Raw genomic sequence first — 13,656 nt, forward strand, 5'->3', positions numbered from 1 at the left:
TACCAAGCAGTTCGCTCGACTCACCCCAGTGTCCACACCCAGCCCAATCCGCGTCCTGCACGTCGATGACGAGCCAGGCTTCGGCGACATGGTCGCAGAGTTCCTCGAACGAGAAGATGCGCACCTCGACGTGACGACAGCGACGAGTGCCGCTGACGGTATCGAGCGGCTGGAGGAGACCCAGTTTGACTGTATCGTCTCCGACTACGACATGCCCGACCAGAACGGGCTCCAGTTTTTCGAGTCGGTCCGAGACGCCCACCCGAATCTCCCGTTCATTCTATTCACGGGTAAGGGGAGCGAGGAAATTGCGAGCGATGCAATCTCGGCCGGCGTCGACGACTACTTACAAAAGCAGGGTGGCACTGGCCAGTACACGCTGCTCGCCCACCGAATCACGAACGCGGTCGCACAGTATCGGTCCGAACAGGAGATAGAGGCCAGCCAGGAACGGCTCTCGCTGTTCTTCGAACAGTCACCGCTCGGCGCGCTCGAGTGGACCGCGGAGTTCGATATCGCGCGGGCTAACGAACAGGCCGAGGAGATTCTCGGATTCGCCGAGGAAGAACTGGTCGGCAGCTCGTGGCGGCGGCTCATCCCGGAGGCCGAACAGGACGGCGTCGCCGAGATGTTCTCCGAGATGCTCGCCGAGTCGAAGGCGTACGACGTCGAACAGGAGACCATCACCAGCGACGGCGAGCGAATCATCTGTGAGTGGCACCACCGCGTCGTCAGGGACGAGCTCGGTGACATCGTCACGGTGTTCTCGAAGTTCCAGAACATCAGCCAGCGAGTCCGACGTGAGGAGAAGCTCGCCAAGGAGCGTGCGTTTACCGAACAGGCACTCGACACGCTCGACGACGTGTTCTACGTCGTCGAGGCCGACGGGACGCTCACGCGGTGGAACGAGCGCTTGAGCGATATCACCGGCCGCTCCGACGTCGAACTGGATGGGAAAGACGTTCAGACGCTGTTTTCACCAGCCGACCGCGACAGCGTCAGCGACGCAATCGAGACGGCTGTCGAGGCGGGGACAGCGACCGTCGAGGCGAGCTTGCTCACCGCGGCGGGTGAACCGACCCCGTACGAGCTCACCGGCAGGCGGTTGACCGACCCGCACGGCGAGTTCGTCGGCATCGTCGGCATCGGGAGGGACCTCTCGGAACGCAAAGAGCGCAAGGCGGAGCTTCAGTTCGTTCACGACCTGCTGGACCAGACCGAACAGATTGCCGATGTCGGCGGGTGGGAACTCGAGATGGAGACGGGAGAGATGTTCTGGACGGCGCATCTGTTCGAGATGCTGGGCGTCGACTACGAGGACGCGCCGCCGCTCGACGAGGCGCTCGACGTGTACGTCGAAGAAGACCGGGAACGCGTCGCAAACGCAATCGAGACGGTGGTCGCGACGGGCGAACCAGCCAAGGTCGAAGCCCGGTACGAGCGTCCGGACGGGGAAATTCGGTGGTTCGGCGTGCAGGGCGAGCCCGGTATCGAGGACGGCGAGGTGACGCGGATTCGCGGGGCCGTACAGGACATCACCGAGCACAAGCAGCGCGAGGCGCAACTGGAGCAGTTCGCATCCATCGTGAGCCACGACCTCCGAAACCCGCTGAACGTGGCAGAAGGGCGGCTCGAACTCGCACGACAAGAGTGCGACAGCGAGCACTTGCCCCGCGTCGCACAGGCCCACGAGCGGATGAGCGACCTCATCGCGGACCTCCTCGACCTGGCGCGGGGAGACGGGCGGGTGGGCGTGATAGAGCGTATCGACCTCGGAGCGCTTGCGGGAGAGTGCTGGGACGCAGTCGAGACGGGGGACGCGACGCTGGTGAACGACGCCGAGAGCCATTTCCACGCCGACCAGAGCCAGCTCAAGCAGTTGCTCGAGAATCTGATTCGAAACGCAATCGAACACGGCGGCGACGACGTGACGATTACGATAGGCGACCAGCCCGGCGGCTTCTACGTCGCCGACGACGGCCCGGGAATTCCACCCGAAGACCGCGAGCAGGTGTTCGAGCCGGGGTACTCGACATCGACGGACGGGACCGGATTCGGACTGAGCATCATCAAACAGATTACCGAAGCCCACGGCTGGACCGTCAACATCAACACCAGCGCCGACGGCGGGGTACGGTTCGAAGTTACGGGCGTCGAGTGACCCTGTCGGTCAGTGGTCGTCGTCGACGTACGGGTTCGCTTCGGCGTACGGGTTCTCGCGCGTCTGCGGTGGGTGTTGGACGCGGACGTACGGCGGTTCGTCGATGTACTCCACGAGCGAGGTCGTTCCGACGAAGCCACACGGTGATTTCCGGAGCGCGAGATACTGTCGCCCGGCGTCATCCACCCACGTGTCGAGAACCTGCTCGACGGAGTCGCGGTAAAACGCCGCGACCTCGTCGGGCACCGTGTTCGGATTCAGCACTTCGAGCAGGGCGCTGTCGGGGTCGAGGAGTTGCGCCTCCTCGAAGTACCGGACCCGGCGGGCGGCCTCGTGACCCAGCGTGTGGACGATGGCGTTCCCGTTCACCAGCGAGTACGTCGTCCCGTCGGTTTCGTCGTGGAGGCGCTTGAGTAGCTCCGTCACCGTCTCGGGGTCGTGTTCGGGGGTGAAGACACACGACCGGCTCTCGTCCCACGTGCCCACGAGGTCGACGACCGCGAGCTGCCCGGAGTCGAGAAACGCCTCGACGTCGTAGCCGTGGCCCGACAGGAGCTGTTGGGTGCGACTTTCCCGTAGCTCGATCGTCGGCACGAGAATTACTTTCTCGTCCGTTTCGAGCCCGTGACGCAGGAGCGCGCTGAAGAAGACGTTGAGATTCGCCCGGCCGTCGTGTTCGAGTAAGACGCCCGCACCACGCACCAGTCCGCCGCCGGCGAGTGCGTCGAGTCCATCGATACCGACTGGCGTGTGTGCGTGGTCTTTCAGCGCCGGGGGTTGTGAACGCCGTTCCGGAGCCAGCCGAAGCCCGTCGGTCCCGAACTCGACTTCCATCTCGCGGCGGTCGTAGTCGACGCCCCGCATCTTCGTGATTCGGAGGAAGTTGTGCGGGTCGTCCTCGATGGGCCGCTGCGCGAGTTCGATAACGCCGTGGGTCGTGAACTCGAGCGTCTCCGTCGTCCTGTCGTTCCCCTGCTCGGCCGTGAACAGACTCGTCGCGCCGAACTCGTCGGAGAAGAACCGAATCAGGTCCAGGACGGACCGGCGGAACCGCTGTGGGTCGTTCGCGATGACCGAAAGCCCGGAGACGCTGTCAAGGACGACGCGGTCGACCGGGCCGAACCGTCCGAGATACTCGCGGACGTACTCGGGGGTAAAGGGGAGACTGAACCCCTCGGCGAGCATCTCGTCACCCTCGTCGTCGGCCGCCAGCGTCTGGAGGGTGAGTTCCTCCTCGCCGCTTTCGATCGTCTTGCCCACGCTGGCGTGGATCGAGGTGACGGAGAGGTTCTCGTGTTCGAGTTCGAACGCGAAGTCGGCAAACGACTGTCGGAGTTCGTCGATGGTCTGTTCGGTGCTGATGTAGAGACACTCCTCGCCTGCATTGAGTCCCGCCTGGAGGAACTGCATCGACAGCGTCGACTTGCCGCTTCCGGGACCACCGATGAGTAGCGTCGATCGGTTTGCCGGGTAGCCGCCGTCGAGCATTCCATCAAGCACGCGCGACCCGCTGGAGACAGAAGTATGACCCGTCATCTGTCCCCGTATACGGTCAACGCACATAATAAAACCACCTCTCAGTATCTGGGCTGCAACCGCCCCAGCGTCTCCCGTGGGAACTGCTCAGTCGCTGTGGCTCACTGTCTCGACGCTCGCAGTGAAGCCGACATCGCGAAGCCGGGCCGCGAGCGGCAGGCCGATACCCGACGCCGGCGTCAGGACGCCGCCGCTCAGTGGCGAATCCACCTCGCCGCGAACCAGACACACGCCCGCCTCACCGAGCATGCGTGCGGTCGCGCCGTAGCCCGGGTCCCGGTCGGCACCGAACTCGGCCTCCACGGTGAACGGTCCGGCCGTCGCCGTGCCGCGTCCGACGATGCGGACCGTAAAGTGTCCGTTTTCGATCTGCTCGTCGCTCGGCCCCTCGCCCGGGTCAGGGAACACGTACCGCTGAATCCCGTTTCGAATCGGGTCGACAGACATGGCTGCCGTGAACGCGCCGAGTCCGCCGGCGATGAGTGTTGCACGAGCGGCCCCGCCAACGCCGGAGCCGGTCGGGATGCGCTCCGTGCAGCGGAACTCGCGGCCCCACGGGTAGCCGAGCACGGCGTTGCTCCGTCGGACGATACGCTCGTTCACCGGAGCCATCGGCGACGGGCTGGTCCAGCTCGACCGAAGCCGGTCGTTTCGCGGCAACGGGTGTGTTCCCGGGTCGACGCCGCTCCGTTCGCCAGGCGGCGCCAGCGAGTACGGATTCCGTAGCGTCTGTCTGGCGAGCGGGTCGTTCGACACGGCGGCGAACAGTTCGCCGAAGCTGGCGAGCGTGCCACCGCTGACCCCACCACTACTTCGTTCTAGGTAGATGCGAACCGTCTCGCAGGCCCCGCCGAACTCCGCTCGCGCGTGCGACTGAACGAGCAGCGTCCCGATGTCGGCCGGCACCGAATCGAACCCGCAGCTGTGGATGATGCGCGTCTCCGACTCGACCGCGTCGTCGTGATACCGGTCGATGATTTCTCGGACCCAGTTCACCTCGCCGGTGAGGTCACAGTAGTCGGTTCCGGCGGTGACACAGGCGTCGACCAACGGCGTTCCGTACCGCGTGTACGGTCCGACGGTCGTACAGACGACGCGCGTCTGTTCGGCCATCGCGCGAAGCGTCTCAGGCTCCGTCGCGTCGGCAATCACGGTGGGGAGTTCGTCCCACTCGGCAGCTTGCTCGACCAGTTCGGTCTCGACGGCGGCGAGTCGGTCGCGGTTCCGACCGCCCAGAGCGAGCGACAGCTCGTCGGGAGTGTACTGCCTGGTAAGATACTCGGCCACGAGATTGCCGGCGACGCCGGTCGCACCCCAGACCACGAGGTCGTACGGTCGCTGTGAGTCGGTCATCTACCCGGTGTTGGACCTATACCGTCGTAAATCACCGCGGTGGTCGGTGGGGAGTCAGTAGTGGTGGCCGACTCGCGTTTGCATGTGTTAGGCTTGTTCGTCGGTTTCCCACAGCCTCTCGATGAGCTCATCGCCCCACGTCCATTCTCCGTCGTACCAAACTGGAGATGGTTCAACAGAGAGGTAATCGCGGAGGATTGCGTCCGACACGTCATCTCGAATAATTGATTTACCGACAATTGAGGTCGTACCGTCTTGTGTGAACTTGTGCGTGATTAACGAACCAACGCCGAAATGTAGTGAGGGATACGTTTCTGCTTCCACCCGCCATCCCGTCTCGTTTTTATTTAATTGTATGCTGCTGTCCATACTCGATTCCTTCGGGGTGAGCCAGAGGCTATCCATGCCAACACACATATACTGTCCACCGGTGACGCTCTGCGTGCGGGCAATCAACAGTGCATTTCGGAGCGAGAATCCAATACTCAGCAAGTTTGCTGTCATCACTCCAACCTGTGTAGCTGCTTCTTCGGTCACGTCACTGAGCGTCACGACGCCACCAATTGCTCCCTGCTCAACGAGTTCACGACCGGGAATGTACGACGAGCACGCGTTCAGTACGAACGCTCGGGTCCCAACCGAATCCAATGTTTGAGGCGAGAGAATACCGTCCGGGCAGTGTAATCCCTCTATTGAGGCGTGACCAACAAAATGGAACAGGTCTGAGGATTTCTTGAGCCGTTCAGCAAGCTGGTCCGTTGTCAGGTTCTGATACACATCGACGCTCAACTGGAGGTTCTCACGCGATCCGTAGATGGCCTCAGCCTGTTCGACTTCACTTTGCATCTCACCCTCGTTACAGACCAGGGTCACGCTGATTTCTGATCCGCTTGGCTGCTCTGCCGCGTGATAACGCCGAACTCCTGTTTCCAGCAGATGGTTCGCTCCGAAAGGAATCTCTGCCCCTGTCCACAGTGCTTCTCGTTCTGGTGGTTCCGGTATCTCAGTAAATGGGAGTTCTTGACTGAATGTTGACTGGCCCACTGCTGCGCGATCAAGTACATTTTCGGTTTGGACAAATTGACCCAGTGCTGCGTCCCGTGCATCATCTCCCTGAATCGGGATTGGGCGGTGTACTTCGACCGGTATCAACTGGTCGAGTAAGTGAGGTAATATGCTCGCACTGTCGGCAGTCGGCGGTACATATCCCCGTGCAGGCCACTCCGGGACCAGATCAGAAATTGTATCGTACTCGACATTAAGATACTGTGCAGTTCGTTCAGCTAACGAAACGTCGTACAGTTCTGTCCAATCGAAATTCAGTTTCTCTTTCAGTTCCGTCTCTGCTTCCAGCGTCGTCGGATACAACCCATCAGAACGGGTGAGACAGTCGAGAAACACACACTGCTTGAGAAGTTCCACACACTGCTCGGCGAACGACTCCCGTGGTAAGTTCCACGTTCCGTAGCTATCGATATGAATCGCTGGCTCCCCCTCGGTCAGCGTCGCGTTCAGATAAAACGTAACCGGGGCTGCAGCGTAAAGATACTCGTACTGAAACGGCAACGAGAGCGTAATCGACGAGTCGTGGCGTGTTACACTATCAGGAATCCGCAGTTCGTCACCGATTTCGATATCTGGCGGGTGGTTCCGAAGCGTCTGGAACGAACGTTCGGGCGAGAGCGTTTCGAGTCCCGCCGAGAGTTGCGAAATCGCCGTTGCGATGTCTGCTGGCTCGCGGGTTGTAGTAATCGTATCTGTTGGGTGGCGGCGAAGACTACGCACGGCCAGCACGATTTCGCTTGATGTTTCCCACTCAATCGTTACATCGTCCGGGGTGGTCGTGACCCTGAACGGGCCATGAATCTTAGCGTACGATTTTATTGGGCCTGCCAACTCCAGAAGCCACGTACCATCTTGTCGTGAGATAGTCTCGTTAAATCTCAGTGTATGTATATTCGTGCCATCCTCCTCACGTAGACGCACCCAGGCTGCCGCATCCACAGTGAGTCTTTTCGCCTTCAGCCGAACGGTCTGTGACACCGGAACAGCGAGGTCGTCGTCGCTCGGCGTCGGCGTCACCGGCTGATCGGCGTGAATCGCATACTGCTCGCCAGTGACCGGGTCCGCAATCCTGAGTGTCGACCCGTCTGCCTGTATCGAGATGGCGGTATCAGTCACAATGAGTTACTTCCACGCCGACACCCGTAATGTAGATTGCTATTTGATTGCTAGAAGACGATTGTTAATGGAACATACCAGAGCATCTGTGATTATACGTCACGCACTGGTAGCTACCCGAAATCGCTTCGCTGAGTAGCCGCTGACGACTCGAGCGACCAGTCTGGGGTCGAACTTAACAAATCTGCACACGTTAAGCGGGTAATGGGTTTCGTGAATCGGTTTCGGATGAGTGGGCCCGAGGTTGCGGTGTTCGTCTCCGGGGTGTCGAGTATGGGGCTCGAAATCCTCGCGGGACGGGTCGTCGCGCCGCAGTTCGGGAGCTCGATCTACACGTGGGGGAGCATCATCGCCGTCTTTCTCGCCGCGCTGAGTCTGGGGTATCATCTCGGTGGGAAACGCGCAGGAACGCGGGCGACGACCGACCGGCTCGTGCGCCTGCTCGTCGGCACGGCCGGCTACGTGGCGCTGCTCATCTTCTTCGGCGACCAGCTACTGCTCTCGACGACCGCGTTCCCCCTCCCGAGTCGCTTCGCCTCCCTTCCGGCGGTGATACTCATGTTCGGGCCGCCGACCTACCTGCTCGGGTTCATCAGTCCCTACGCCGCACAGCTCTCACAGAAGGAGGGAATCGGCGAAGCCTCCGGACACGTGTACGCGCTCGGCACTATCGGGAGCATCGTCGGGGCCTTCGGTACGACGTTCTTCCTGATTCCGTACCTTTCGGTGACGTACATCTACCTCACGCTGGGGGGCGTCGCAGTTCTGACGGCGCTGTATCTGGCGCTGCCCGACGACAGCGTCTCGGTGCTCCCCGCGATTGGCGCGGTCGTCCTCTTGATCGCCGCGACGACGACCGGGGCGCTCGGCTACACTGCCCGCGGCGAGGTGGTGTACGAGACACAGACGGCGTATCAGGAACTGGAGGTCATCGACGGGGGTGACACCCGGACGTTGTATCTGGACGGCCAGCGCCACAGTGCGATGGACAAGTCGAATCCGACGCGACACGTCTTCGAGTACACCCGCTACTTCCACCTGCCGTATCTCTACGCCTCCGACCCCGACGACATCGACAGGGTGCTGTTCATCGGCGGCGGGGGATTCAGCGGTCCCAAGCGCTTCGCCGCCGAGTACGATGCCACGGTCGACGTCGCGGAGCTCGACCCCGAAGTCGTTCGGGTCGCCGAGGAGTACTTCCGCGCCAACGAGTACGACATCAACACCTACGTCCAGGGGGGTCGCCAGTTCCTCCAGGGGACCGACAACAGCTACGACCTCGTGGTGTTGGACGCCTACAAGCGCGACAAGGTACCGTTCCAGCTCACGACGCGCGAGTTCATGGACCTCGTGACGGAGCGGCTCTCGCCAGACGGGATGGCGGTCGCGAACATCATCTCCTCGCCGTCCGGGCCGGCCTCCGAGTTCTACCGGGCGGAGTACAAGACGATGAACGCGTCCTTGGAGCAGGTGTACGCCTTCCCGACCAGCGACACCGGAGCCATCCAGAATATCGAACTCGTCGCGACCAAGAGCGACACGCGGGTGACACAGGAACAGCTTCGCGAGCGCAACCAGGACCGCGAGATCGGCATCGACCTCGCGGACGCAATCGACGGCTACACGACGGACGTGCCGACCGACGACGTGCCCGTGTTGCGCGACGACCGCGCGCCCGTCGACAGACTGCTGGACTCGATGGTCGGCCAGCGCTACGTCATCGAAGAGACCGGCTCCGGGAGCGGAGACGACGACACGAATACGACTGAGCCTGCTGCGGCCCGGGGTGACCCAGCGCTGACGGTCCGTGATAGTGGGGCCGTCACCCGCGGGCAGGGTCTACACATACGTTAACACAGCCCCGGAGAGGTTTTCTATCCCGCCTGGCTTGTGTGTCGCATGTCCGTCGAGGCGGTCGCGACCGTACTCGCGCGCCACGACCACATCTCCGTCGTTCCGCACCAACAGGCGGACGCCGATGCGCTCGGGAGTGCAATCGGTCTCGCGACGACCGTCGCTACCGATGCCGACATCGTTCTCCCCGATGGCCTCGCACAGGGAGGCCGCCGACTCGCCGACGGGCTCGACGTAACACTCACTGGCGTCGACTCGTGGACGCCGCCGTCGGACACTGTCGCCGTCGCCGTCGATACACCCTCGACGGCCCGCCTTCCCGGACTCGACGTCGGGACGGTTGACGCCCCGCTCGTTGTCATCGACCACCACGAGCCCGGGGACCTCTCCGCGCTCGCGACCGCAGAGTACCGGAGTACGGCGGCTGGAGCGACAGCCGCGCTCGTTCCGACCGTGGCGGCGGCGCTGGACCGGCCGCTTCCCCCGACGGGTGCGATTGGGCTTGCGGTCGGCCTGTACGCCGACACGCAGGGGTTAGCCGGCGCTGCCAAGTCGGAACTGCAGTGTTTCGGGGAGTGTGTCGCCACAGCCGGGTCGCGGGCGGGTGAAATCCCACCGTTGTTGAGGAGCCGTAGCCCGGGCTTCAGCCGTCGGATGGCGGGCGTCAAAGGCGTCGTCCGTGCAGACGGCTTTCGTGCCGGCGAGACGCTCGCACTCGTGACGACTGTCGGTGGAGAACAGAGCGCCGTCGCGACGGCGTTGCGGAGCGCCGGCGCGGACTACGCGTTCGTCGTCTCCGACCGCGACGCCGAGACGTGGGTCGTCGGACGCACCCGCGAGGAGACGGCACCGCTCCAGTCCATCCTCGACCCGTTGGTCGAGGGGTTCGGCGGCCAGTCGGGCGGACACCCGGAGGCCGCAGTCGCGAAATTACAGACGACGGAGACGGAAGCTGTGCGAGCGGCTGTGCGTGACCATCTGGCGACGGTACTCGACAAGTCGCTGACCGAGCTTTCCTGACGCACTCGGCCGTGTCTAGTGTTCAGACGACGTAGGCGAGTGTAGCGAGACCGGCCGTTTCGAGCACCAGTATCAGCATCGTCAAGCGGACTGCGAGCGGCGAGCCGGATACACGGGCGTGGACCACTCCTCACCGGCGCGGAACCACCGGATTGAAGCGACCGGTCGCGAAAGCCAGCCACGTACGGCTACGCCGATGAGCGACCTGGACCAGCCGCCGACGCCCGATTGCCTGCTTGAGCGTCTCAGACGAGGGGCCCGAGAAGCGACCGCGTGTCTCGACCGCCTCGACGCGGCCGACGCTGAAACCCGCAAGCGTGCCCTGCAGGCAGTTCAGGCTGTGGCTGAGGAGTCGCCACGCTCTTTTTCCGCGCTCACCCGTCCGCTCTCGGTGTTCCTGACCGACGACGACCGAGCCGTCCGGCTCACGGTCGCGAAGCTGTTCGTCACGCTGGCACAGTCCGAGCCTGCGGCCGTCGTTTCTGTCGCGGACGAACTCGCCGACCGGCTGGCCGACGAGGGGGAGTTCTACTACGTCCGGGCGCGGAGTGCGGAAGCGCTCGGCTACGTGGCAGCCGACTCGCCCGACGCTGTCACCGACCCGGAGACGCTGGCCGACCTCCACATCGGACTGGCGTTCGATGAACCCGAGGTGAGAGAGAAGCTCGCGAAGGCGCTGGCGTACGTCGCAGTCGGTACTCCGGAGCGACTGCGCCACCACGTCGATTCGCTGGCCGACCAGCTCGACGACGACAACGAACTCGTCCGGTACCATCTCTGTACGGCGCTGGTCGTCGTCGGCTGTGCGTCTCCGGAGACGTTGCTCGACGTCGCGAAGCCGCTCCGACGGCAACTCGGTGACGAGAATCCGTACGTGCGGGGGCGGGCGGCCGAAGCGCTTGGCCTGCTCGCAGTGTCCGACGCTGGCGTCGAGATAGAACGCGAATTAGAGAGTGTCGCAACCGAGGACGACGCTCCGCCGTTCCTGACCGACCGGGTAGCGTTCTGTCGCCGGCAGTTAGCGACCGAAACCTCTGTCGAACCCCCCGACGGAGTCGGCACTATCGAGTCGGTTCGAACGGGAACCGACGACGTGGTCGAGGAGATGAACGCGTCCGCGGACGGAGTGTGTTCCCACTGCGGACTCGTGTTGTCCGAGACAGGGCCACCGATGTGTCCACAGTGTGGTGCGCCCCGCTGACGGTCTCTGACACCCCGATTTCGAGCGAAGGCGTCTCACCCGCGAGCGAACACCTCGCTCGACGGACCCGGGTACTCACAGCAGAGCTATCGACATCCTCACGGCAACGCCGGCAGCAACTGTGTGGCGCTGAGGTGCGTGTCGACGACGCCACCCAACGCGAGCAGTAGGAATGCGACGGTGAGGAGCAACAACACGTCCCGTTTCGATATCCCTTGTGCGCTGGACATCGTTCCTCGGTTCCTGCTTATCCTGTTGGTGTACTGGTCGTGTTCGTCGCCGGCGTTCCGGTCGGTCCGGGCGTCGGCGTCGGACTTGCTGTCGGCGTCGGACTCGCTGTCGGCGTCGGGGTCTGCGTCGCCGTTGAGGTGGTAGTACTCGTTTGTGTCGGAGTATCCGTTGCTGTTGGGGTCGGCGTCGGAGTATCCGTCGCCGTCGGGGTTGGGCTCGGTGTAGCCGTCGGTGTCGGTGCCGCCGTCGGCGTTGGGGTAGCCGTAGGTGTCGGGGTCTCCGTCGGTGTATCGGTGTCCGCTGGCGTATCGGTACTCGTCGGCGTCGAGGTGGCTGTCGGGGAATCGTCGCCGACGAACTCTACCCCGATACCGATGCTCGAGGAGAAGCCTGCACCGCTGCCACCGCCACCGAGCACACCGGCACCGAGCAGCGCGACGGCGACCAGCAGCGCCGCGAGTAGCGTGCGAGCGCGAGCGCTACCCATCAGTCACCACCCCCGTCGGGGAGTTCGTTCGCGTCGCTGGACTCTCCGCTATCTGCTCCACTCGCCGTCGCGTCGCGGTACAGCGAGACGACCTCGCTGACCGCCAGTCCAGTCGCGGGGAGTATCACGAACACCAGGAGGCCGGCGTCGGAGCTCGCAAACGAGACGACGTGTCCGATGAGCGGGATGTGGAACTGCACCACCCCGACGACGTTCTCCGTCGGCACGGGTTGCGGGTCGACGTCCTCATTCGCGTCGCCCTTCGTTCGGAACGCCGTCTCCCCGTTCTCGTCCAACACCGCGACGACGCGGTGGGTAACGAGCTGGTCGCTTTCGGGGCGCTCGTAGGTGATGACTTGGTTCTGTTCGATCTGTGGCGTCGGCTGATCATCGACGACGACAACGTCGCCGGCATTGATTTCAGGCGACATACTGTCGGAGAGCACGACGTAGCTGTGGCTCGCGCCCGCGACCTGCGGGACGGCGTAGACGACGAACGGCAACACGGCTAGTATGAGGACGATAGCCCCGATTGTCTGACCGCTCGGGAGTCGAGCTGTCATTCGATGGTCACCCGCTGTCCCGTCGTTCGATTGCAGCGACTCGGAGTCATGCTTGTAGGTTCACCTCGATGTCGAGTTCGACGGTCTGACCCGCCAACTCCTCGGCATCGTCGTCGACCTCCCAGTCGACGAACAGTTCGGTCGTGGCGCCGCTGGCTAACCGAGCGGCGGCGGCAGTGCATCTCTCGCCGCCCCCGTCCGTCAGTTCCGCCAGTTTCCGTGGGCCGAAGAGCACTTCCCGGCCACCGTCGTCGGTGTCCAGACCGATTTCGACCGTCAGGACCTCGGCCAGGGAATCGCTGTCACTGTCGTCGTCAGCCCGTTGGTCCTCTTCCTCTTCCTCTTCCTCTTCCTCGGTATTCTTTGATTTGTTATTCTTGCTACCCTTCTCCTCGGCGCGGTCGGAGTTACCCTGTCGTTGCCCGTTTCCGTCGCCGGTCTCTGAAGCGTGCTTGCACGCGTCGTTCTCGTAGGTGATTCCGCCGATGGAAACAGACGCGATATACCCGTTCTTGCCGCCCGACTTCTTGAGTAATCTCGTCTCTCCGCCGGGCGAGACGGTCCGCTTGCTCGTCTCGCCGTCTCCGTACTCGACAGTTGCCCGGACGGGGTCAGCAGATTCGTCCTCGAACTCGACTTCCGCTGTCCCACAGCCGTTGAAGTCAACATCGGCGACGGCGTCGGCGTCCGTCCCACTGGATGCCCCACCGTTCGGATGGCTAACATCAGATACGCAGAGTGCGAGACCCGCATCCAGCGTGCCGGTGTTCCTGAGAGTCACCCGCTCAGTGTCCCCTGCTCCGGGCGCCACGCCGTCAATGGTGATGACTGGGTCCGCACCCTCGTCGACAGAGAGTGACACCGTCCCGGCCTTGACCGAGATATTCCGCTGTTCGTCGTCCGAGAACAGCGACCACGTTCCGACGCCCGCGGCGCTCATCGAGCCACCGATGGTGGCGAGACCCGCCAGTAGTCGCCGCCGCGAAAGCGTTGTGAGGGTATCGTCCGTCATTCGCGTTTCCCGTGTAGACGACCCACCGGCGGATTTGAACCGCCGTAATATCAAGAT

At 63.2% G+C, this 13,656-nt stretch carries 11 protein-coding genes; 4 read left to right on the top strand and 7 right to left on the bottom strand.

Annotated features, from left to right (window positions below):
• Window positions 1–88: 88 nt before the first annotated feature.
• Window positions 89–2,161, top strand: coding sequence for a PAS domain S-box protein (locus DM818_RS00275; RefSeq protein WP_449272348.1), 2,073 nt, complete (start codon window positions 89–91; stop codon window positions 2,159–2,161).
• A gap of 9 nt (window positions 2,162–2,170) precedes the next feature.
• Here the strand turns inward: DM818_RS00275 and DM818_RS00280 are convergent, their stop codons facing one another.
• The 3 genes from DM818_RS00280 to DM818_RS00290 form a co-directional block, all read right to left on the bottom strand.
• Window positions 2,171–3,724 carry an ATPase domain-containing protein gene (locus DM818_RS00280; protein WP_153952187.1) on the bottom strand — a complete coding sequence of 518 codons (1,554 nt, stop codon included), beginning with the start codon at window positions 3,722–3,724 and terminating at the stop codon, window positions 2,171–2,173.
• Between the two features lie 60 nt (window positions 3,725–3,784).
• Window positions 3,785–5,050, bottom strand: a complete 1,266-nt coding sequence (locus DM818_RS00285) for a saccharopine dehydrogenase family protein (protein ID WP_153952188.1) — start codon at window positions 5,048–5,050, stop codon at window positions 3,785–3,787.
• Between the two features lie 87 nt (window positions 5,051–5,137).
• Window positions 5,138–7,231, bottom strand: a complete 2,094-nt coding sequence (locus DM818_RS00290; protein ID WP_153952189.1) for a hypothetical protein — start codon at window positions 7,229–7,231, stop codon at window positions 5,138–5,140.
• A 228-nt stretch (window positions 7,232–7,459) separates the two neighbouring features.
• Here DM818_RS00290 and DM818_RS00295 point away from each other — a divergent pair, with 228 nt between their 5' ends.
• The 3 genes from DM818_RS00295 (at window position 7,460) to DM818_RS00305 (ending at window position 11,306) form a co-directional block, all read left to right on the top strand.
• Window positions 7,460–9,085, top strand: coding sequence for a spermidine synthase (locus DM818_RS00295; protein ID WP_153952190.1), 1,626 nt, complete (start codon window positions 7,460–7,462; stop codon window positions 9,083–9,085).
• Window positions 9,086–9,130: 45 nt separating this feature from the next.
• Window positions 9,131–10,105 (top strand): DHH family phosphoesterase, encoded by a 975-nt coding sequence (locus tag DM818_RS00300; RefSeq protein WP_075936227.1) that lies wholly within the window; start codon window positions 9,131–9,133, stop codon window positions 10,103–10,105.
• A gap of 196 nt (window positions 10,106–10,301) precedes the next feature.
• Entirely contained in the window at window positions 10,302–11,306 is a 1,005-nt protein-coding gene (locus tag DM818_RS00305) for a HEAT repeat domain-containing protein (RefSeq protein ID WP_153952191.1), read from the top strand.
• A 98-nt stretch (window positions 11,307–11,404) separates the two neighbouring features.
• Here DM818_RS00305 and DM818_RS15265 read toward each other — a convergent pair whose 3' ends face one another.
• From DM818_RS15265 to DM818_RS00320, 4 genes are read right to left on the bottom strand one after another with little or no spacing between them, the layout of a single operon-like run.
• On the bottom strand, window positions 11,405–11,536 hold the full coding sequence (locus DM818_RS15265) for a hypothetical protein (RefSeq protein ID WP_268891802.1): 132 nt from the start codon (window positions 11,534–11,536) through the stop codon (window positions 11,405–11,407).
• A 17-nt stretch (window positions 11,537–11,553) separates the two neighbouring features.
• Window positions 11,554–12,024: a hypothetical protein gene (locus DM818_RS00310; RefSeq protein ID WP_153952192.1), complete on the bottom strand. Its 471-nt coding sequence runs from the start codon at window positions 12,022–12,024 to the stop codon at window positions 11,554–11,556.
• Complete coding sequence (locus tag DM818_RS00315) at window positions 12,024–12,587, bottom strand: signal peptidase I (RefSeq protein WP_153952193.1); 564 nt, start codon at window positions 12,585–12,587, stop codon at window positions 12,024–12,026. The genes DM818_RS00310 and DM818_RS00315 overlap by 1 nt, the downstream gene beginning before the upstream one ends.
• Window positions 12,588–12,633: 46 nt before the next feature.
• Window positions 12,634–13,599, bottom strand: coding sequence for a TasA family protein (locus DM818_RS00320; RefSeq protein ID WP_153952194.1), 966 nt, complete (start codon window positions 13,597–13,599; stop codon window positions 12,634–12,636).
• Between the last annotated feature and the right edge of the window lie 57 nt (window positions 13,600–13,656).

This window comes from Halosegnis longus, from assembly GCF_009663395.1.
In the GTDB taxonomy this organism is placed as follows: domain Archaea; phylum Halobacteriota; class Halobacteria; order Halobacteriales; family Haloarculaceae; genus Halosegnis; species Halosegnis longus.

Bases quoted from the DNA above. Each gene is read 5' to 3' on its own strand.
- DM818_RS00320 (WP_153952194.1), bottom strand. From the start codon at position 13,599: ATGACGGACGATACCCTCACAACGCTTTCGCGGCGGCGACTACTGGCG.
- DM818_RS00285 (WP_153952188.1), bottom strand. From the start codon at position 5,050: ATGACCGACTCACAGCGACCGTACGACCTCGTGGTCTGGGGTGCGACC.
- DM818_RS15265 (WP_268891802.1), bottom strand. From the start codon at position 11,536: ATGTCCAGCGCACAAGGGATATCGAAACGGGACGTGTTGTTGCTCCTC.
- DM818_RS00305 (WP_153952191.1), top strand. From the start codon at position 10,302: ATGAGCGACCTGGACCAGCCGCCGACGCCCGATTGCCTGCTTGAGCGT.
- DM818_RS00295 (WP_153952190.1), top strand. From the start codon at position 7,460: ATGAGTGGGCCCGAGGTTGCGGTGTTCGTCTCCGGGGTGTCGAGTATG.
- DM818_RS00275 (WP_449272348.1), top strand. From the start codon at position 89: ATGGTCGCAGAGTTCCTCGAACGAGAAGATGCGCACCTCGACGTGACG.
- DM818_RS00300 (WP_075936227.1), top strand. From the start codon at position 9,131: ATGTCCGTCGAGGCGGTCGCGACCGTACTCGCGCGCCACGACCACATC.
- DM818_RS00310 (WP_153952192.1), bottom strand. From the start codon at position 12,024: ATGGGTAGCGCTCGCGCTCGCACGCTACTCGCGGCGCTGCTGGTCGCC.
- DM818_RS00315 (WP_153952193.1), bottom strand. From the start codon at position 12,587: ATGACAGCTCGACTCCCGAGCGGTCAGACAATCGGGGCTATCGTCCTC.
- DM818_RS00280 (WP_153952187.1), bottom strand. From the start codon at position 3,724: ATGTGCGTTGACCGTATACGGGGACAGATGACGGGTCATACTTCTGTC.